This is a genomic window from Pseudomonas sp. (assembly GCF_036404235.1).
Taxonomy (GTDB): domain Bacteria; phylum Pseudomonadota; class Gammaproteobacteria; order Pseudomonadales; family Pseudomonadaceae; genus Aquipseudomonas.
On sequence record NZ_DASWOT010000119.1, the window covers coordinates 34,829 to 55,127 of the forward strand.

The window sequence follows — 20,299 nt, forward strand, 5'->3', positions numbered from 1 at the left end:
AATGGCAACGCCCACGCATGAGCATTACTACGTCCCGGCGCAAAGCAAATGGCCGATCATTGCCACGGTCGGCCTGCTGGTCACGATGTATGGGCTGGGAACCTGGTTCAACGATATGAAGGCTGCGCGGCCTGACTCTCATGGGCCATGGATCTTCATGGTGGGCGGGTTGCTGGTGGCCTATATGATGTTTGGCTGGTTCAGCACGGTGATCAAAGAAGGCCGAGCGGGTTTGTACAGCGCGCAGATGGATCGCTCGTTTCGTTGGGGCATGAGCTGGTTCATTTTCTCGGAAGTGATGTTCTTCGTGGCCTTCTTTGGTGCGCTGTTTTACGTACGGACATGGGCCGGGCCTTGGCTGGGCGGCGAGGGCTCCAAAGGCATCGCGCACATGCTATGGCCGAATTTCCAGTACAGCTGGCCGTTGCTGCACACGCCCGATCCGAAGTTGTTCCCGGCACCCAAGGACATCATTGATCCGTGGCACCTGCCGCTGATCAATACCTTCTTGCTGGTCAGCTCCAGCGTCACCTTGACCCTCGCGCACCATGCATTGAAGAAGGGTCATCGCAAGGCCCTGAAACTATGGCTGGCGCTGACAATCGTGCTGGGCATTTCGTTTCTGGCGTTGCAGGTCGATGAGTACCACCACGCCTATACCGAGTTGGGCCTGACGCTGGGTTCGGGCATTTACGGCGCGACGTTCTTCATGCTCACCGGATTTCACGGCGCCCACGTGACCATCGGCACGATCATTTTGTTCGTGATGCTGATGCGCATCCTGCGCGGGCATTTCGATGCCGAGCATCAGTTCGGCTTTGAGGCGGCCAGTTGGTATTGGCATTTTGTGGACGTGGTGTGGGTGGGATTGTTTGTGTTCGTTTACGTGCTTTGAAGGCACGCTCCTACAGGGAATGCGGGCAGTCACCACGGCACATGCCACACCAATTGCCCGCTGTAGTACCCGTAGGCGATCAGCGCCAGGGTCATGGCGGCGCAGCACACGCGTACGGTCAGGGCTTTCAGCAGGCGGGTTGAAGAGCTGTCGTCCTTGACCAGAAAGAACAGGCCGCTGAACAGACTGATCACAGTGGCACCGAGCATAAAAACAATCGCCGCTTTGAGCATGGGGGCAACTCCAGGAGCAAACGCTATGCACATGAGTATAGGTGTGGCTCATCCGCAAGACCGGAGTGTGTAATGAATCGCTTTCGGCCAGGCATAGCGCCGACGCTGGTGGTGTTGGCGCTGCTGCCGCTGTTCGTTTCGCTGGGCTTGTGGCAGCTAAGCCGTGGTGAAGAAAAGCGCGTCATGCTCGCCCACTATGCCGAGCGCCGTACTGCACCCGCCATCTCTGCTGAACGGCTGCCAGCGACGGCTGATCCGGCCTATCGGCGCGTCCAATTGCGGGGCACGTTCGATCCAGAACACAGCCTGTTGCTGGACAACAGCACCCGCGAAGGCCGGGTGGGTGTTGAGCTGATCCAGCCATTTCACGACCAGGTCAGTGGTTTGTGGCTGATGGTCAATCGCGGCTGGCTGCCGTGGCCGGATCGGCGTACTCCACCCGTTTTCGACACGCCGGCTCAACCGCTGAATCTCGATGCCTGGGTTTACGTCTCGCCCGGCGCGACCTTTCAACTGCACCCCGACGCACAAGGCGATGCCTGGCCAAAACTGGTGACGGCTGTCGACTTGAGCAAGGTCTGGCCCATCTTAGGGCACGACGGCTTTGTCCATGAGCTGCGTCTGGAGCCCGGCCCTGCGGCCTATCGAGTGGACTGGCCAGTGGTTGCGATGGGCCCGGAAAAACACCTCGGCTACGCCGTGCAATGGTTTGCCATGGCGACGGCGCTGCTCGGGCTTTATCTGTATCTGGGCTGGAGCCACGCCAAGGGCGACAAGAACAATAAAAACAAGGAGAACACGCATGGGAACGGCCATGAGTCCAACCAGCACGTCTGAAACCCGCGCCCTAAAAAGTCGTCGCAAGGGACGCTGGCAGCTGATGCTGGTGCTGCTGGTAGCGATAGGGCCGATGATCCTCGCCACCAGCATGTACACCTTCAAATTCTGGGTGCCGGACAGTCGTAGTTTTCATGGTGAGCTGATCGGCAATGGTGAGACTCGCGCCGAGTTGGGCGTGCAGACCGACGAAAAGCGTTGGCAGTTGTTGGTCACCGCGCCGAGCCAATGCGATGCCGACTGCCAACAGCTGGTCTATCTGGCCCGGCAGATCCAGATCGGCCTGGGGCGCGACGCTTCCCGTGCCAGCCACGCCATCACCACGGCTCAGCCGCTCAGTGCCGAGTACGACGCCAGGCTGACCCGCGAATACCCACAACTGCAGCGCTATGCGCTGGACGTGAAGCGTTATCAGCGAGCCGCGCCTGGCATTGAGCTGCCACAACTGTGGATCGTCGACCCCCACGGCAACCTTGTGCTGCGCTACGGCGCTCAAGTGAATGGCAAGGACGTGCTCAACGATATGCGTCAGCTGTTGAAGCTGTCGAACATCGGATAGGAGGTCACGATGACCAAGCCCGGATTTCGTCTCGCCCTGTTTGCCACATTGCTGGCGCTGCTGGTGATTTTGCTCGGCGCCTACACACGCCTTACCCACGCGGGGCTCGGCTGCCCGGATTGGCCGGGCTGTTATGGCTTCATCAATGTGCCCAAGACCGACGTGCAGTTGGTGTACGCGCAGGTGCGCTTTCCTGATTCGCCCGTTGAAGAGCATAAGGGCCGTAATGAAATGGTCCATCGCTATTTCGCGGGGGGGCTGGCGTTGGCGATCATGATGCTCGGCGTACATGCCTGGCATCGTCGGCAGATCGCCGGTCAGCCGGTGCGCCTGCCGTTGATATTGCTCGGTGTGGTCTTCGCGCAAGCGGCGTTTGGCATGTGGACGGTTACGCTTAAGCTTTGGCCGCAGGTGGTCACGGCGCATTTATTGGGCGGCGTCCTGACATTGAACTTGCTGTTTTTGCTGACGCTGCGCTTGAGTGGCCGATTTGAGGCGTTGCCGCAATTACCGGCTCGAATGCGGCGGCTGGCCGCTATTGGGCTGGCGCTGGTCGTGGTGCAGATTGCGCTGGGTGGTTGGGTCAGCTCCAACTACGCGGCCATGGCGTGTACTGATCTACCGACCTGCCATGGGCAGTGGTGGCCAAACACCGATTTCGCCAATGGCTTTCATCTCACCCAACACATCGGCCCGAATTATCTGGGCGGGCAGTTGGACAGTGATGCGCGAACGGCCATTCACCTGACTCATCGTATTGGCGCGTTGCTGGTAACTTTTTCGTTGCTGGGCCTGGCCTGGCAACTGAACCGTGAAGGACTCAAAGGCGTGGCGGCTCTGTTGGTGTTGGCGCTGGGGGTACAAATCGCGTTGGGCCTGAGCAATGTGATCTTTCACCTGCCGCTCGGGATCGCGGTGGCGCATAACGCAGGCGCCGCAGCGTTGATGCTGACCCTGACATTGATCAACTACCGGGTCCGTGCTGTACACGCTGTCGCACCGAAACGCGCGCCGAGCTTGTGGCATTACGCGCATGCGATGTTGCACCTTGGCCCGCATCGGTAATGACTGTTCTGGCCCTTTTGATACGGCCAGGCTTTTCAGCGAAAAACACCTGCCGAAAGCTTGACCGGGAACAGAGGATCTACAAAAGGCGACAGCCCAAAGAGGATGTAACTCGATGACAGTCCTAATTGGCGAGCGACACCATCAAGCTCTATGGCGAGACTATCTGGAGCTGACCAAGCCCAAAGTGCTGGTGTTGATGCTGATCACCTCGCTGGTCGGGATGTTTCTCGCCACGCGTGCGGGCGTGGCGTGGCACGTGCTGGTGTTCGGCAATCTGGGCATTGCGCTGTGTGCAGGTGGCGCGGCGGTGGTCAATCATGTGGTGGATCACAAGATCGACGCGTTGATGGCGCGCACCCATAAACGACCGATTGCCCAAGGGCGTGTGTCGCCCGTTGTTGCTATTGCGTTCGCTGTGCTGCTGGCGCTGAGTGGGCAAGCGCTGTTGCTGGCGTTTACCAATGCGCTGGCGGCCTGGCTGACGTTGGCCTCGCTGCTGGGTTATGCGGTGATCTATACCGGATTTTTAAAGCGCGCGACGCCGCAGAACATCGTCATTGGCGGCCTTGCGGGTGCCGCGCCGCCATTGCTGGGCTGGGTGGCGGTAACCGGGCATGTCAGCGCCGAACCGTTGCTGTTGATGCTGATCATCTTCGCCTGGACCCCACCGCATTTCTGGGCACTGGCAATCCATCGCAAGGAGGAATACGCCAAGGCCGACATCCCGATGTTGCCGGTTACCCATGGCGAGCATTACACCAAGCTGCACATCGTGCTCTATACCTTTGTGCTGCTGGCCGTCAGCCTGATGCCGTACGTGATTCACATGAGCGGGCTACTGTATTTATTGTGCGCGCTGGGCTTGGGCGCAAGGTTTCTACAGTGGGCCTTCGTGTTATACCGTGGTACCCGACCGCACGCTGCGATCAACACGTTCAAGTACTCTATTTATTACTTGTTCCTGCTGTTCATCGCGCTGCTCGTAGATCACTACTTATTGTTGAATTTATGACCCGAACCCAGAAAACCGTTTTCATCCTGGTCGCCATCGTCGCGTTGATTCTCGGCCTGACAGTCAACCGTGTGCTCTCAGGCAAAGGTCAGCGCGACCAGACCGCATTGATCGACGCCGGCGTTATTCTGCTGCCGCAGAGCCGTGACCTACCGGGGTTAAAGATGACCAATCAGGACGGTCAGCCGGTGGCGATGGACGAGCTGAAAGACAAATGGACCCTGCTGTTTTTCGGCTACACCTTCTGCCCGGACATTTGCCCGACCACCCTCGCCCAACTGCGCCAGATCAAGAGCGAGCTGCCAAAAGAGGCTGTGGATAAGTTGCGTATCGTGCTGGTCAGCGTCGACCCGAATCGCGATACCCCGCAGCAATTGAAGACGTATCTGGGGTACTTCGACAAATCGTTTATCGGGCTGACGGCTTCGTCAGTCGATGATCTGCAGAAAATCGCCAATGCTGTGAGCATCCCGTACATTCCGGCCGACACCAGCAAACCGAATTACACGGTCGACCACAGCGGCAACCTCGCTCTCGTCGGCCCTGACGGTACTCAACGAGGCTTTATCCGCGCACCGTTGAATAACCAGAAGCTGGTCGCGCAGTTGCCGGGGTTGGTGGAGAGGAAGTAGTCGTTAACTCCATAGGGGACTGATTTATTTTTCGTGCTTTTTAAAAAATTAATCTGTCCCCGATCTGGCAATGCCTACGGCCACAGAGATGGGGGGGGAAGTGTCTAAGCCGGGGACAGATTAATTTTCGATAACGCTCTGAAAATAAATCAGTCCCCTCACGAACTCATTTTCGGAACTCCATAGGGGACTGATTTATTTTTCGTGCTTTTTGAAAAATTAATCTGTCCCCGATCTGCCATGCCTACGGCCACAGAGATGGGGGAAGTGTTTAAGCCGGGGACAGATTAATTTTCGATAATGCTCTGAAAATAAATCAGTCCCCTCACGAACTAATTTTCGGAACTCCATAGGGGACTGATTTATTTTTCGTGCTTTTGAAAAATTAATCTGTCCCCGATCTGCCGTCTACGGCCACAGAGATGGGGAAGTGTTTAAGCCGGGGACAGATTAATTTTCGATAATGCTCTGAAAATAAATCAGTCCCCTCACGAACTCATTTTCGGAACTCCATAGGGGACTGATTTATTTTTCGTGCTTTTTGAAAAATTAATCTGTCCCCGATCTGCCGGGCGGTTGTACGGGGGCAATTCATGTAGAAGCGGGCTTTGCGCTTTCCACATCAAAACGCCGGAACCACCGCGCCTTTGTATTTATCCACGATGAACTGCCGGGTTTGCGGGCTGTGCAGCACAGCGACAAGTTTCTGGATGGCGGGCGAGTCTTTGTTGTCTTCGCGGGTTACCAGGATGTTGGCATACGGCGATTCAGCGCCTTCGATCACCAAGGCATCTTTAGTCGGATCAAGCTTGGCGGCCAGTGCGTAGTTGGTGTTGATCAGCGCCAGATCTACCTGCGTCAGCACCCGGGGCAGGGTCGCGGCTTCCAGTTCACGGAATTTCAGGTTTTTCGGGTTCTGGTCCACGTCACGTGGGGTCGAGAGAATGTTGCTCGGGTCCTTCAGCGTGATCAGCCCGGCTTTGGCAAGCAGCAAAAACGCACGGCCTTCATTGGTCGCATCGTTCGGCATAGCGACCGTTGCGCCGTTAGGCAGGTCGGCAATGCTCTTGAGCTTGTCGGAATACGCACCGAACGGTTCGACGTGAACCTTCGCCACGCTCACCAATGTTGTTCCTTTGCCCTTGTTGAATTCGTCCAGGTACGGCTGGTGCTGAAAGAAGTTGGCATCCATGCGCTTCTGATTGACCTGTACGTTCGGCTGGATGTAGTCGTTGAACACTTTGACGTCCAGCGTCACGCCTTCTTTGGCGAGTATCGGTTTGACGAATTCAAGTATCTCGGCGTGCGGTACGGCGCTGGCGGCGACGGTCAGGGTTTCATCGGCGTGGGCCGACAGGGCGAAAACGGCGGCGAATGCGGCCAATAGTTTTTTCACGAGGCTACTCCTTGAAGGCATGTCCTTGAATGCGCGCTACAGGAATACAGCGTGCATTTTGCCGATGAACAATCGGCTAATTCGGTTAACGGTGTGAGAAATGAGCCACCAGCCTGTCGCCGATGGTTTGCAGTATTTGCACCAGTACCAGCAGCAATACGACCGTCACAAACATCACATCGTTCTGAAAGCGTTGATAACCATAACGAATCGCCAGATCGCCCAGGCCGCCAGCGCCGACTGCTCCGGCCATCGCAGTGAACGACACCAACGCAATAGCGGTGACGGTGATGGCTGCCAGAATGCCCGGACGTGCTTCGGGCAACAGTGCCTTGACGATGATCTGCCGGGTCGTCGCGCCCATGGCTTGAATCGCTTCGATGATCCCGCGATCCACTTCCCGCAGTGCGGTCTCTACCAGCCGGGCGAAAAACGGCGTAGCGCCAGCGATCAGAGGCGGCAACGTGCCGAGGATGCCCAGCGACGTGCCGGTGATGACCTCGGTCAGCGGCATCATCACGATCAGCAGGATGATGAACGGCAACGCCCTGAGCATATTGACGATCAAGCCAACCGTGGCATACAGGGGCTTGTTCTCCAGCAATTGGCGCGGCGAGGTCACGAACATCAGCACGCCCAGCGGCAGGCCAAGCAAGATGGTGAATGCCAGGGAAACGCCGAGCATGATCAGCGTATCGCCTGTGGCGACCCAGATTTCATACCAGTCGACGTTGGAAAACAGATTGATGAAGGTCTCCATCAGCGCAGCACCTCCATGTGAACGTCGGCTGCGGTGAAGCGCGCGAACGCCGCATCCACGTCGCCGCCGGTGATGGCCAGCGTCAGTTGTCCGTAGGGCGTGTCTTTGATGCGATCAATACGGCCCGCGAGGATGCTGTAGTCCACGCCGGTTTCGCGCGCCACAGTACCCAGCAGCGGCGCGTAGGTCGCTTCGCCCTGAAACGTCAGGCGCACGATGCGACCTTGTACATTTGCGAAGTCGTTGTGTCGTTTGTTCTCGTCGACTTGCTCGTCCTCCTGCACGAAACGTTTGGTTGTCGGGTGCTTGGGGTGCAAGAACACATCGGCCACGGCGCCTTGCTCGACAATCTTGCCGGCGTCCATCACCGCCACTTGATCACAGACTCGGCGGATGACGTCCATCTCGTGGGTGATCAGCACAATGGTGAGATTCAGCTCGCGATTGATTTCGGCCAACAATTGCAGGACCGAGGCTGTGGTTTGCGGGTCGAGCGCACTGGTGGCTTCGTCACACAGCAGGATTTTTGGCTTGGTCGCCAGCGCGCGTGCGATACCGACGCGTTGCTTCTGACCGCCCGATAGCTGAGACGGGTATTTTTTCGCGTGATCCGACAGCCCCACCCGCGCCAACAACTCGGCCACTCGCTGATTGATCTGGTGGCTGGACATATCACCGGCCAGCGTCAGCGGCATGGCGACGTTGTCAGCCACGGTCCGCGAGGACAGCAGATTGAAGTGCTGAAAGATCATCCCCACCTGCCGACGGAAGGCGCGCAGGCCTGCGGCGTCGAGGGCGGTGACGTCTTCATCGTCGACCAGGATCGTGCCGCCACTGGGCGCTTCGAGACGGTTGATCAGGCGCAGCAGCGTACTTTTGCCCGCGCCGGAATGGCCGATCAGGCCAAACACCTGGCCGTTTTCGACGCGCAGGCTGGTCGGATGCAGAGCGGGGATATCCCTGCCGGCAACCCGATAGGTTTTATGGACGTTATGAAACTCGATCACGTAGCGAACCTTGTGGGGGCGCGGTAAAAAATCAGCCAACGAGCTGGACATGCGATGGCTGTTTGGGGCGGTTGCTATTTTTTGGAAATAGCCGCCTCGGCTGGATAAACCGGGCGGCATTTTAGCCTGTCCGACCGGAATTGAGCCCAGTCTCTTAGCATTTATTTCACAAGCAATCTGCCAAACGGTAATAAAGCCATCGCATTTAAGTGCTGTTCGAAAGGTAGACCAAAGGTAGAAAAAAACACGGAACGGGCATTTCTCTCCTCAGTCAGTACATAAGCGCTGTGATCTCCTGGTGCAGTGTCCTGGAGATATTTGCTTATAGAGCCCATGGGTTTTTGACCCAAGTGGGCCGTCCGAACCAAGGAGATTATGTCTGATGGCTACCAAGAAACCTGTGAAGACCCCTGATGGTAAATCCAGTGAGCTGGCCGGCACCGACACACTGGACCGCGGCAATACCAATACCAAGCTCGACAGCCTTGAGCCGTTTCGTTCTGACGCAACCGGTCAGGCGCTGCGTACCAATCAAGGCGTAAAAGTCTCCGATAACCAGAACACGCTCAAAGTCGGCGCACGCGGTCCGTCGCTGCTCGAAGACTTCATCATGCGTGAAAAGATCACCCACTTTGATCACGAGCGCATTCCAGAGCGCATCGTCCATGCTCGGGGTGTTGGCGCGCACGGTTATTTCCAGACCTACGAAAACCACAGCGCATTGAGCAAGGCTGAGTTTCTGCGCGATCCAGGCAAGAAGACCCCGGTGTTCGTGCGCTTCTCCACCGTTCAGGGGCCGCGTGGTTCTGGCGATACGGTGCGTGACGTGCGCGGTTTTGCGGTCAAGTTCTACACAGAAGAAGGCAATTACGACTTGGTCGGCAACAACATGCCGGTGTTCTTCATCCAGGACGCCATCAAGTTTCCGGACTTCGTCCACGCGGTAAAACCTGAGCCGCATAACGAAATCCCGACAGGCGGCTCGGCCCACGATACGTTCTGGGATTTTGTCTCGCTGGTGCCGGAATCGGCGCACATGGTGCTGTGGACAATGTCCGACCGAGCGATCCCGAAAAGCCTGCGCAGCATGCAAGGTTTTGGCATTCATACCTTCCGGCTGGTGAATGGCGAGGGTAAATCCACGTTCGCCAAATTCCATTGGAAACCCAAATATGGCACTTGCTCGCTGGTGTGGGACGAGGCGCAGAAGCTGGCCGGTAAAGACGCCGACTTCCATCGCCGCGATCTGTGGGAGTCCATCGAAATGGGCGACTACCCGGAATGGGAGTTGGGTGTTCAGTTGGTGGCTGAAGAAGATGAGCACAACTTCGACTTCGACCTGCTCGACCCGACCAAGATCATTCCCGAAGAGCTGGTCCCCGTGACACCGTTGGGCAAGATGGTGCTCAACCGCAATCCGGACAACTATTTTGCTGAAACCGAGCAGGTCGCATTTTGCCCAGGCCACGTCGTGCCGGGTATCGATTTCTCCAATGACCCGCTGCTGCAAGGCCGTTTGTTTTCGTATACCGATACGCAGATCAGCCGTCTGGGTGGGCCGAACTTCCATGAAATCCCGATTAACCGCCCGGTTTCGCCGAACCACAGCGGCCAGCGCGATGCGCAACACCGCATAACCATCGACAAAGGCCGTGCGTCCTATGAGCCCAACTCAATTGATGGCGGCTGGCCCAAAGAAACGCCGTCGGCGCCGATTGATGGCGGATTCGAGACCTATCCAGAGCGGGTAGAAGCGCACAAAGTGCGTGAACGCAGTGCGTCGTTCGCCGATCACTTCTCCCAGGCGACACTGTTTTTCAACAGCATGAGCGAGCATGAGAAGGAACACATCATCGCGGCGTACAGCTTCGAGTTGGGCAAGGTTGAGCGTGAGTTCATCCGTGTGCGTCAGGTGAACGAGATTCTGGCCAATATCGACCTGACCCTGGCCAAACGCGTTGCTGCGAACCTGGGTTTGCCTGCGCCCACCGCTGGGACGGTGCCCGCCAGGAAGCCAACCAAAGCGACGGTGGATAAATCACCTCTGCTGAGCCAGGCGAACCTGCTGCCAGCGGACATTGCCTCGCGCAAAGTGGCAATCCTTGTCGCTGATGGCGTAGACGATAAGGCCGTTGCCGCGATGAAAGCTGCCGTTGAAGCCCACGGCGCGCATGCCAAGGTCCTGGGCCCGACTTCAGCGCCAGTGAAGACTGTCGGCGGAAAGGCTCTGGCCGTGGACGCTTCTCAGGAAGGTTTGCCGTCGGTCGCATTCGACGCCGTGTTCATTCCAGGGGGTGCGGCTTCGGTCAAGGCGCTGAGCGGCAATGGCGTGGCGCTGCACTACGTACTAGAGGCGTACAAACACTTGAAGGCGATCTCCTTCAGCGGTGAGGCCAAGGAGCTGATCGACCTGCTGCACCTGGACCCAGATGCTGGTTTGTTGGCGGTGTCTGACAGTAAGTCGTTCGATGCCTTCTTCGGCGCCATGAAGCAGCACCGTGTTTGGGCGCGCGAGCCTAAAGCCAAGGCGATTCCGGCTTAAGGCCCCGATTTTTCTACGGGGAATTGCGTGCAGGTAACAAAAAGGCGCTGCCCATGAGGGCAGCGCCTATTTTTTAAATCTGAGGTCAGATCAAAGCTGTGCGGGCTTCAAAATCACCTGAGCAGGCTCACCTTTCTCAATCTGGCGACGAAGCTGAAGCTCGAAATCCGGATTGATCTTCACGACACGCTTGGTGAGCAATGTCGCCAACCAAGGGTAATCGTCGATGCGCGGTACCTGTAGCACGACTTCACAATTGAACGCTGTGACGTCTGCAGCGATGTCGTTGAGTTGGCGGCGTAATTGCTTCATATCACCGATTTTTAGCGCAATAGTTGTGCTTTCGGCAGTCGGATCAATCAGCTTGGCAATACGCTTGGCTTCCGCGGCTTTGAGTTCGGCTTCCGCCTTTTCGAGCTCGGCTTTGCGCGCGTTGGCGATGGCACCGTTCACACCGCTGGTCAGCGCCGGAGCCTTGGGCATCAGCGCGCGGGCGCGGCTCAATGCAGTCGCGGCGGCGTTGACGTCGCCTTTTTGCAGCACGATCTGGCTGCGGCTCAGATAGGCTTCGGCCAATTCACGCTGATATTGCTCAAGGCGCGGATCGTCAGGCGCCTTGGCCTGCAAAGCGGCCAATTGGTCTTCGGCGGTGGCTAGCTCGCTGCTGGCGATATTTTTTTCCAGCTGTTGATATTCATCGGGTGGCGCCACCGGAACGGGCGCTTCGACGGGCTTGCTTTGGCAGGCTGCCAACAGAATGGTAAATGCAGCAAGCAGCAGATAACGGGATGCGTACGGCTTCATTCCTGCGATTCTCTATTTGCGCAAAAAACGAGCAAGTCTACACATAAGTGCCTTGCACCGAAAATAACTGATCACTGCGCGGCGGGACAACCGTCATTGCATATTGCCGCCATTTATTATTGCCGAGTATGACCCTACTTCCGGCACAAGGTTCTACCGCTTGGGTAAAAGGAAGCTCAGCAAGAACAGCGCGGCGGCAGAGACCACGATCGACGGGCCTGCTGGCGTGTCTTTGAACCATGACAGTGCCAGCCCACCACAGACTGCAATGATGCCGATGATACTCGCGCCCAAGGCCATTTGTTCGGGCGAACGTGCGTGACGTTGTGCCGCGGCGGCAGGGATGATCAGCAACGAGGTAATCAGCAACACGCCGACGATTTTCATCGCCACGGCGATGACCACGGCGATCAACAGCATCAGTGTCATCCGTAGCGCTGCGACCGGCAGCCCTTCTACGGTTGCCAGTTCTTCATGCACGGTAATCGCCAACAATGGACGCCACAGCGCTACGACCAGGATCAGCACTGCGGCGCTGCCACCGAGAATCCACGCCAGATCTGTCGGGCTGATGGCCAGCAGGTCACCGAACAGATAGCCCATCAGATCGATGCGCACATCACGCATGAAACTCAGCACCACCAGGCCGAGGGACAAGGTGCTGGGCGCCAGAATCCCGAGCAAGGTGTCGGACGCGAGCGGCTGGCGCTGTTGCAGTGTGACCAACAGAATCGCCAACAATAGGCAGCCCACGGTCACGGCGATGGTCGGGCTGACGTCCAGCAAAAAGCCCATTGCCACGCCCAATAATGCCGCGTGCGAAAGCGTGTCGCCGAAATAGGCCATGCGACGCCACACCACAAACGAGCCCAGAGGACCGGCTACCAACGCCAACGCAAGGCCTGCGAGCAAGGCATACAGAAGAAAATCAGCCATGCTTGCAGCTATCTCCGTGACTACGGGGGTGATCATGCGCGGCCAGCGCCGGTGCGCAGACTTCGCCGTGCAGATCGTGGGCGTGATCGTGCTTGTGGTGATAGATCGCCAGGCTCGGCGCGTTCTGGCCGAACAGCTCGACGAATGCCGGGTCGTTGCTCACTTGTTCAGGATGACCGGAGCAGCAGACGTGGCGATTGAGGCAGACCACTTGATCGGTCGTGCTCATCACCAGGTGCAAATCGTGGGACACCATCAGCACGCCGCATCGGTGACGGTCGCGCAATTGAGTAATCAAGGCGTACAGCTCGGCCTGTCCAGCGACGTCGACGCCTTGCACCGGCTCATCGAGGACCAGCAGTTCGGGCTTGCGCAATAGCGCACGGGCCAGGAGCACGCGCTGCATCTCGCCGCCGGAAATACCCTGCAATGGACTGTCGATGACCTTTTGCGCGCCCACTTCGGTGAGGGCCGCCAGCGCCGTCGTGCGATCCACTCCCGGCACCAGCCTTAGGAAGCGCAACACCGATAACGGTAACGTGGCATCAATGTGCAGCTTTTGCGGCATATAGCCGATGCGCAATTTGGGCTTGCGCCAGACGCTGCCTGAGTCTGGCTTGAGCAAACCCAGTACTGCACGCACCAGTGTTGTCTTGCCTGCGCCGTTAGGACCGATCAGCGTGACGATCTCGCCGGGGCTTACACTCAGCTGAATGTTTTCCAGCACGCTTTGCCCTTCACGTGTAACTACAACGTCATTCAGGCGGATCAGCGCGTCGCTCATCAGGCGGCCTTGCAGCCGGTACACACGCCAACCACTTCGACGGTTTGGGTTTCTACCGAGAAACCGACTTCCTTCGCGGCATCGATAATTGCCGTGCTGATTGCCGGGTGCTGAAGCTCAATGGCGGCGTGGCATTCGCGGCAAATCAGGAATTGGCCCTGGTGCGCATGGGTCGGATGGTTGCAGCCGGCAAAAGCGTTGAGCGATGCAATGCGGTGAACCAGGCCGTTTTCTAACAGAAAATCCAGCGCCCGGTAGACCGTTGGTGGCGCGGCGCGACGACCGTCCTCTTCGCTGAGGACGGCGAGGATGTCGTAAGCACCCAGCGGTTTATGGCTTTGCCAGACCAGCTCCAGTACGCGTCGGCGCAGGGCGGTCAGGCGCAGGCCCTTTCCGGCGCACAGCGTGTCGGCTTCAGCGAGTGCGGAATGCACGCAGCGAGAATGATCGTGAGGGCGACTGGCCAGTGGTGTTTTAGACATGGGCGGCGACGGCTTTTGTGAGAGACGTTATTATGTTACCCGTTCCTGCCCCCATGAGTGGTCATCGTGTCCCGACTTTTTTTGCTTTTTGTCGCATCCGTCATAGGATTTCTGTTTATTTCTACCGCTCAGGCCGAGGTCCGCGTTCTCACCAGCATCAAGCCCCTGCAGTTGATTGCAGCTGCTGTGCAGGAGGGGATCGCGGTCCCAGAGGTGTTGCTGCCGCCGGGGGCATCGCCACATAACTATGCGCTGCGACCTTCCGACGTACGGCGGGTGAAGGACGTCGACCTGCTGTACTGGATCGGTCCGGACATGGAAACCTTCCTGCCGCGGGTTTTGGCGGGCAGAACGTTGCCGTCGATCCCGGTGCAGTCCCTGCCAGGTATGCACTTGCGCTACTTTACGGCGGGAGCTGCGCATGATGACGGCGACGAAGACGATCATGATCATCGCCCCGGCAGCCTGGATGCCCATTTGTGGCTTTCGTCGGTCAATGCACGGGTGATCGCGGCGAAGATGGCGGTCGATCTCAGCACGGCGGATCCTGCCAATGCGGCGCGCTATCAGAGCAACGTCAAAGCGTTTGATGAGCGTCTGGATGCCACCGACGCGAAGATCAAGGCGCGTGTAGCGGGCATTACCGACAAGAAGTATTTCGTCTTCCATGAAGCGTTCGATTATTTCGAAGAGGCTTATGGGCTTGAGCATGCAGGCGTCTTTACCGTCAGCAGCGAAGTCCAGCCGGGAGCGCAGCACGTCGCGCAAATGCGCAAGCGCCTGGCGGCATTCGGTAAAACCTGCGTGTTCAGTGAACCGCCGTTGCGTCCTCGCCTGGCCGAAACCCTGAGCGCGGGCTTGCCAGTGAAGCTGGCTGAGCTGGATGGTCTGGGCGGCTACACCCCCGCAACAGCGCAAGGCTATGAGCTGTTGCTACAGAAGCTGGGGGATGATTTGGCGGGGTGCCTGGAGAGTTTGTAGTTCCAATGCCCTGCGCGCCCGTTTTTCGGAGCTGCCGACGGCTGCGATTGCGTTCTGTCAGACAGATTGCATCGCAGCGACGGGCATTTGGGGTCGAAGCGGCAGAGCGCGTTCTGGCCCTCCTACAGATGATCAACCGAGCTTGACCAAGAGCAGACTATCTACAGGGATTTTGGTCAGCAGCTACAACGCAAACGGCAACGGAATATGGGTCTCTTGCCGTTGTTCCAGGCGCTTCTGGAATTCCATCGGGTCGTGGATCAGCACGTCCTGTCCGGCGAAGCTCTCGGCGGCAATCAAGCGCGACAGCCAGAACCGCACGCAGGCCACGCGCAGCATCGTCGGCCACAAGTGGGCTTCGGCCGCTGTGAATGGCCGCAACGCTGCGTAAGCTCCGAGCAGTGCTCGGGCGCGAGGCGCGTCAATTGTGCCCTCTTGGTGCGAACACCAGTCATTCACCGCAATGGCCACGTCATACAGCATTGGGCCTGAACAGGCGTTGTAGAAGTCGATGACGCCGGTCAGGTGGGTGCCTTCGAACAGCGTGTTGTCGCGGAACAAGTCGGCGTGCAAGTTGGCGCGGGGCAGGGCCATGATAGGGGCTTTGTGGTGCTTTATTTCCTCTACCGCTGTTTTCAGCAGCGCGCCTTGAGTGTCGCTCAGGTGAGAGATGAAATTACTGCCCTCTTCCAACATCCAGTCCAGCCCGCGATCGGTTTTGCGTTCCAGTACATGATCGCGAGTCGCCAGGTGCATGTGTCCCATTAGCTCGCCGATCTGTACGCAATGCTGGGTGTTAGGTTGCGTGGGATGCTTGCCCGGTAGACGCGGTTGCAACAGCGCCGGTTTACCCTTGAGCTCGCGCAGGGCCTGGCCGTCGGTTGTGCGCAACGCATACGGGACGGGCAGGTTGGCCTCGTGCAGCACGTCCAGCAGCTCGATGAAATAGGGCATTTCCTGAACGGGGCCGCGTTCGACCAGGGTGAGGACGAACTCACCCTGCTCCAGGCTGATGAAGAAGTTGGTGTTTTCACTTCCGGCAGCGATGCCCTGAAAGTCACGCAGATGGCCAAGCCCGTACGGGGCGAGAAAAGCTTCCAGCTCGGGCCGAGCCAGGGGAGTAAAAACCGACATATGAGACTGCCAAATAGAGTGAATGTAAGGCGTTACCAGCGGAAAATTTCCCACTGTGGGATCAGCATGTCCGGTTGGTCAGAACGGATAAATTGCGCGCTGGTGCCATCGGCGCGCACCAAAAAATACGGTTTACCGTGCTTTGGCGTGATTTTGACCGCATACAGGAAACCGTTCACACGGTATTCCTGAATGAACTTGTCGCCATCCTGGCGAATGGTGACGTCGGGTTCCGGTGACGGTGCATCTTCCGCTACGGTTATCAGTGGGAATACGGATAACAGGCTTGCCAGCAACAGGCGATTTACTGCGCGCATGATAATCTTGCTCCTTTGTCGTCAACGGTCCTCGCATTCTAGCGCCGACCCCGCCGAAAAGGTTGATCCTGCTCATGAGCCAAGCCCCCCTCGTCCTGGTGGACGGTTCTTCTTACCTGTATCGCGCTTTTCACGCGCTGCCACCTCTGGCCACGTCCAAGGGCTTGCCCACCGGTGCGGTCAAGGGCGTGTTGAACATGCTCAAAAGCTTGCGCCGGCAGTACCCGCAAAGCCCGTTCGCTGTGGTGTTCGACGCCAAGGGCGGGACGTTCCGCGACGAAATGTTCGCCGAATACAAAGCCAACCGGCCAAGTATGCCCGATGACATGCGCGTGCAAGTCGACTTGCTGCATGCGTGCGTCAAAGGGCTGGGCTATCCGCTGCTGTGTGTGGAAGGCGTCGAGGCTGACGATGTGATCGGTACTCTGGCGCGCAGCAGCGCCGCCGCTGATCGGCCAGTCATCATATCCACGGGCGACAAGGACATGGCGCAGCTGGTCGACGGCCACATTACTCTGGTCAACACGATGACCGGTAGCGTGCTGGATGTGGCTGGCGTGAAAGAGAAGTTTGGCGTCGGTCCTGAGCACATCATCGATTACCTCGCGCTGATGGGCGATAAAGTCGACAACATCCCCGGCGTTCCAGGCGTTGGCGAGAAGACAGCCGCCGGTCTGTTGGTGGGTATCAATGGCGGCCTGAAAGAGCTTTACGAGAACCTGGACAAGGTGCCGACGCTCGCCATTCGTGGTGCGAAAACGCTGCCCGCCAAGCTCGAAGAGCACAAGGACATGGCGTTCCTGTCTTATAAGCTTGCGACGATCAAGATCGACGTTGCACTGGACATTGAGCTGGATGCCCTGCATTGCGGCGAGCCTGATCGCGATGCGCTGATGGCGCTTTACACCGAGCTTGAATTCAAAAGCTGGATCGAAGAGCTGCAGCGCGATGCGAAGCTGGCCGGGCAAGAAATCGTTGTTGAAGAGCAAGCGCCGGTCATCGATGCGAAGTACGAGTTGATCCTCGAACAGACGCAACTGGATGCATGGTTGAAGCGGCTTGAGGGCGCGAAGCTCTTCGCCTTCGTGGTGCAGAGCAACGGCATCGATGCGCAACGCGCGCAGATCGTCGGTTTGTCGTTCGCCATCCAGACTCACCAAGCCGCGTACATTCCGCTGACTCACTCTTACATGGGCGTGCCGCAGCAACTGGACCGTGACGCTGTTCTGAGTGCGATCAAGCCGATGCTCGAAGACCCGACAAAGATCAAAGTCGGCCAGCACGCCAAGTTCGCCATCAACTTGCTCGCCAACTGCGCTATCGGCGGCGATCAGGCGCAGGGTATCAATGTGCAGGGCGTGAAGTTCGACACCATGCTTGAATCGTATGTACTCGACTCCACTGCGACCCGTCATGACCGGGACAGCCTCGTCGCCAAGTACCTGAACCACACGCCGATGAATTTCCAGGACATCGCGGGAAAGGGCGCCAAGCAACTGAGCTTCGATCAAATCGCACTGGAGCAGGCAGGTTTCTATGCCGCAGAAGAAGTGGATCTGACGCTGCGCCTGCATGAGACCTTGCAAGCGAAACTGGCGGCGATTCCGACCTTGCTGCCGGTGCTCAATGAGATCGAGATGCCGCTGATGCCGGTGCTGGCGCGTATCGAACGACAGGGCGCATTGGTTGACGCGAAGCTGTTGGGTATCCAGAGCGTCGAGCTGGGCGGCAAGATGACTGAACTGGAGCGCCAGGCGTTCGCCATTGCCGGGGAGGAGTTCAATCTCGGCTCGCCCAAGCAACTGGGCGTGATTCTCTACGAAAAGCTCGGTATGCCAATCATCAGCAAGACGGCAACCGGACAGCCATCCACCGCAGAGGCGGTGCTGCAAGAACTGGCCGATCAGGATTTCCCGCTGCCCAAGGTATTGATGCAGTACCGCTCGATGAGCAAGCTAAAAAGTACCTATACCGATCGCCTGCCGGAGCAGATCAACCCGCGCACCGGGCGTATTCACACGTCCTACCACCAGGCCGTGGCGGTGACGGGACGTTTGTCATCCAGTGATCCGAATCTGCAGAACATCCCGATTCGTACCGCTGAAGGACGCAGGATTCGTCAGGCGTTCATCGCGCCAAAAGGCTACAAACTGCTGGCGGCGGACTATTCGCAGATTGAATTGCGGATCATGGCGCATCTGGCCAAGGACGAAGGCTTGCTGCACGCTTTTCGCAATAACCTGGATGTACACCGGGCAACGGCGGCAGAAGTCTTTGGCGTCGAGCTTGAGGGCGTTACCCTTGACATGCGTCGCAGCGCAAAGGCCATCAACTTCGGTTTGATCTACGGCATGAGCGCGTTCGGCCTGGCCAAGCAGATCGGTGTCGACCGCAAGCAGTCTCAGGCTTACGTGGATCGTTATTTCGCTCGCTATCCCGGCGTGCTGGCCTATATGGAGCGCACTCGCGCACAGGCCGCCGAACAGGGTTTTGTCGAAACTATCTTCGGTCGCAGGCTGTATCTGCCCGACATCAACGCCAAAAACCAGGCCTTGCGCAAAGGTGCCGAGCGCATGGCGATCAATGCGCCGATGCAAGGCACGGCGGCTGACATCATCAAGCGCGCGATGGTGGCGGTGAATGGCTGGCTGGACGAGTCAGGCCTGGACGCCCGAGTGATCCTCCAGGTCCACGATGAGTTGGTGCTTGAAGTGCGTGAGGATTTGGTCGAGCAGATCAGCCAGGAGATTCGCGTACACATGAGCGGCGCCGCTGAGCTGGACGTCCCGCTGCTGGTTGAAGTCGGCGTGGGGAATAACTGGGACGAGGCGCATTGATGGTTTTCTGACCGTTCGTCCCTGTAAAGGGGCATCGGTGCTGCATAAATTTCATACACTTTTGAACTTCCCCGGCCAAGTCCGGGTCAGAGCTAACGAATGGCTGACGTAGCCGTTCAATGCTCCTAGTTGTGTTAAGTGTTGGCAGATATCTGGACCTCTCCCTAGTGGTCCGGACTTGGACCCCGAACTTCCCCTCCCCATAGAAGTCCGGGGTTTTTTTTGCCTGGATTTACTCCGCAGGTGCCTTGTCTTCCAGCTCCATCCAGTTCGCCAGCACGGTGTAAGCCTCTTCCAGCCCCATGCGCTTGGGCGCTGAGAACAGCTGGATGGAGACTGCGTCGCCCCAACCCTTGCGAATCTCTGCCTGTACTTTAAGCAGGGTGTTTTTGGCCGCGCCGAAGGTCAGCTTGTCGGCTTTGGTCAGCAGAATGTGCATTGGCATCTGACTGGCAATCGCCCAATCGAGCATCAATACGTCGAAGTCGGTCATGGGGTGGCGGATGTCCATCATCAGGATCAGCCCCTTCAGACTCTCCCGACTGCCCAGATACGCTTCAAGGTGACGTTGCCAGTGGAGCTTGAGTGGAATCGGAACTTTTGCATATCCATAGCCCGGCAGGTCGACCAGACGCCGATCGTCGTCCAGACTGAAGAAGTTCAGCAGCTGTGTGCGCCCCGGTGTTTTTGACGTACGTGCAAGGCTTGCGTGCGTCAGCGTATTGAGTGCGCTGGATTTGCCAGCGTTGGAGCGGCCTGCGAACGCGACCTCAAAACCTTCGTCGTCAGGGCATTGATCGACTTTGGCGGCGCTGAGCATGAACTTGGACTGTTGGCACAGGCCGAGGATGGGATTCTTCAGTTGCATGGGATTTCCGGTGGGGAGGTTGCCTGCTGGTGTGCGGCAAGTTGATTCATTTGCGCGTCGGTGGGGCGAGTATACACTCCGAGGCGGGGTGACAACCCGCTCCGGGCGCCTAGACTTACGCACACCAGCGAGGCGCAACCGCAAACGGTCAGGCCATGTTTCAAAGCGATGCCACCGCGTGGGTTGTGCATGGACTGCAGCAGCGAGGACTACCG

At 58.0% G+C, this 20,299-nt stretch carries 20 protein-coding genes; 9 read left to right on the plus strand and 11 right to left on the minus strand.

From position 1 onward, the window contains the following. Nucleotide 1 precedes the first annotated feature (1 nt). A complete protein-coding gene (locus VGC62_RS14955) occupies nucleotides 2-895 on the plus strand; it encodes a cytochrome c oxidase subunit 3 (RefSeq protein WP_331187861.1) in 894 nt (297 codons plus the stop codon). A 29-nt stretch (nucleotides 896-924) separates the two neighbouring features. Here VGC62_RS14955 and VGC62_RS14960 read toward each other — a convergent pair whose 3' ends face one another. After that, complete coding sequence (locus VGC62_RS14960) at nucleotides 925-1,128, minus strand: twin transmembrane helix small protein (protein WP_331187862.1); 204 nt, start codon at nucleotides 1,126-1,128, stop codon at nucleotides 925-927. Nucleotides 1,129-1,200: 72 nt separating this feature from the next. On the opposite strand from VGC62_RS14960, the gene VGC62_RS14965 reads away from it, so the two are divergent. From VGC62_RS14965 to VGC62_RS14985, 5 genes are all read left to right on the plus strand, one after another. Next, complete coding sequence (locus VGC62_RS14965; RefSeq protein ID WP_331187863.1) at nucleotides 1,201-1,965, plus strand: SURF1 family protein; 765 nt, start codon at nucleotides 1,201-1,203, stop codon at nucleotides 1,963-1,965. Then, entirely contained in the window at nucleotides 1,931-2,524 is a 594-nt protein-coding gene (locus VGC62_RS14970) for a hypothetical protein (RefSeq protein WP_331187864.1), read from the plus strand. The genes VGC62_RS14965 and VGC62_RS14970 overlap by 35 nt, the downstream gene beginning before the upstream one ends. Nucleotides 2,525-2,533: 9 nt before the next feature. Continuing rightward, nucleotides 2,534-3,589: a COX15/CtaA family protein gene (locus VGC62_RS14975; protein WP_414705805.1), complete on the plus strand. Its 1,056-nt coding sequence runs from the start codon at nucleotides 2,534-2,536 to the stop codon at nucleotides 3,587-3,589. A gap of 115 nt (nucleotides 3,590-3,704) precedes the next feature. Then, nucleotides 3,705-4,604, plus strand: coding sequence for a heme o synthase (gene cyoE, locus VGC62_RS14980; protein WP_331187865.1), 900 nt, complete (start codon nucleotides 3,705-3,707; stop codon nucleotides 4,602-4,604). Further along, nucleotides 4,601-5,236 (plus strand): SCO family protein, encoded by a 636-nt coding sequence (locus tag VGC62_RS14985; protein WP_331187866.1) that lies wholly within the window; start codon nucleotides 4,601-4,603, stop codon nucleotides 5,234-5,236. The genes cyoE and VGC62_RS14985 overlap by 4 nt, the downstream gene beginning before the upstream one ends. A 622-nt stretch (nucleotides 5,237-5,858) precedes the next feature. Here the strand turns inward: VGC62_RS14985 and VGC62_RS14990 are convergent. The 3 genes from VGC62_RS14990 to VGC62_RS15000 all read right to left on the minus strand — a co-directional run bounded on the left by VGC62_RS14990 (nucleotide 5,859) and on the right by VGC62_RS15000 (nucleotide 8,399). Further along, a complete protein-coding gene (locus VGC62_RS14990) occupies nucleotides 5,859-6,632 on the minus strand; it encodes a MetQ/NlpA family ABC transporter substrate-binding protein (protein WP_331187867.1) in 774 nt (257 codons plus the stop codon). Between the two features lie 85 nt (nucleotides 6,633-6,717). Then, the gene (locus tag VGC62_RS14995; protein ID WP_331187868.1) at nucleotides 6,718-7,392 is read right to left on the minus strand and encodes a methionine ABC transporter permease; all 675 of its coding nucleotides are present in this window, start codon (nucleotides 7,390-7,392) and stop codon (nucleotides 6,718-6,720) included. Beyond that, nucleotides 7,392-8,399 carry a methionine ABC transporter ATP-binding protein gene (locus tag VGC62_RS15000; RefSeq protein ID WP_331187961.1) on the minus strand — a complete coding sequence of 336 codons (1,008 nt, stop codon included), beginning with the start codon at nucleotides 8,397-8,399 and terminating at the stop codon, nucleotides 7,392-7,394. Before VGC62_RS15000 ends, VGC62_RS14995 begins: the two co-directional genes overlap by 1 nt. A 382-nt stretch (nucleotides 8,400-8,781) precedes the next feature. On the opposite strand from VGC62_RS15000, the gene katE reads away from it, so the two are divergent. Further along, entirely contained in the window at nucleotides 8,782-10,941 is a 2,160-nt protein-coding gene (gene katE, locus VGC62_RS15005; RefSeq protein ID WP_331187869.1) for a catalase HPII, read from the plus strand. A gap of 90 nt (nucleotides 10,942-11,031) precedes the next feature. On the opposite strand, the gene VGC62_RS15010 is transcribed toward katE, so the two are convergent. The 4 genes from VGC62_RS15010 to VGC62_RS15025 form a co-directional block, all read right to left on the minus strand. Further along, nucleotides 11,032-11,745, minus strand: a complete 714-nt coding sequence (locus VGC62_RS15010) for a PA5502 family lipoprotein (protein WP_331187870.1) — start codon at nucleotides 11,743-11,745, stop codon at nucleotides 11,032-11,034. Between the two features lie 153 nt (nucleotides 11,746-11,898). After that, the gene (gene znuB / locus VGC62_RS15015) at nucleotides 11,899-12,681 is read right to left on the minus strand and encodes a zinc ABC transporter permease subunit ZnuB (RefSeq protein WP_331187871.1); all 783 of its coding nucleotides are present in this window, start codon (nucleotides 12,679-12,681) and stop codon (nucleotides 11,899-11,901) included. Beyond that, nucleotides 12,674-13,465 (minus strand): zinc ABC transporter ATP-binding protein ZnuC, encoded by a 792-nt coding sequence (gene znuC / locus VGC62_RS15020; RefSeq protein WP_331187872.1) that lies wholly within the window; start codon nucleotides 13,463-13,465, stop codon nucleotides 12,674-12,676. Before znuC ends, znuB begins: the two co-directional genes overlap by 8 nt. Then, nucleotides 13,465-13,947, minus strand: coding sequence for a Fur family transcriptional regulator (locus tag VGC62_RS15025; RefSeq protein ID WP_331187873.1), 483 nt, complete (start codon nucleotides 13,945-13,947; stop codon nucleotides 13,465-13,467). The genes znuC and VGC62_RS15025 overlap by 1 nt, the downstream gene beginning before the upstream one ends. A gap of 66 nt (nucleotides 13,948-14,013) precedes the next feature. On the opposite strand from VGC62_RS15025, the gene VGC62_RS15030 reads away from it, so the two are divergent. Next, entirely contained in the window at nucleotides 14,014-14,928 is a 915-nt protein-coding gene (locus tag VGC62_RS15030; protein ID WP_331187874.1) for a zinc ABC transporter substrate-binding protein, read from the plus strand. 183 nt (nucleotides 14,929-15,111) lie between these two features. Here the strand turns inward: VGC62_RS15030 and VGC62_RS15035 are convergent, their stop codons facing one another. Both VGC62_RS15035 and VGC62_RS15040 read right to left on the minus strand, forming a co-directional pair. Further along, entirely contained in the window at nucleotides 15,112-16,062 is a 951-nt protein-coding gene (locus tag VGC62_RS15035) for a homoserine kinase (RefSeq protein ID WP_331187875.1), read from the minus strand. Nucleotides 16,063-16,094: 32 nt separating this feature from the next. Beyond that, entirely contained in the window at nucleotides 16,095-16,379 is a 285-nt protein-coding gene (locus VGC62_RS15040) for a DUF2782 domain-containing protein (protein ID WP_331187876.1), read from the minus strand. A gap of 74 nt (nucleotides 16,380-16,453) precedes the next feature. Between VGC62_RS15040 and polA the strand changes: the two genes are divergently transcribed. Beyond that, the gene (polA, locus tag VGC62_RS15045) at nucleotides 16,454-19,216 is read left to right on the plus strand and encodes a DNA polymerase I (protein WP_331187877.1); all 2,763 of its coding nucleotides are present in this window, start codon (nucleotides 16,454-16,456) and stop codon (nucleotides 19,214-19,216) included. 232 nt (nucleotides 19,217-19,448) lie between these two features. Here the strand turns inward: polA and yihA are convergent, their stop codons facing one another. Continuing rightward, nucleotides 19,449-20,084, minus strand: a complete 636-nt coding sequence (yihA, locus tag VGC62_RS15050; protein WP_331187878.1) for a ribosome biogenesis GTP-binding protein YihA/YsxC — start codon at nucleotides 20,082-20,084, stop codon at nucleotides 19,449-19,451. Nucleotides 20,085-20,299: the final 215 nt, after the last annotated feature.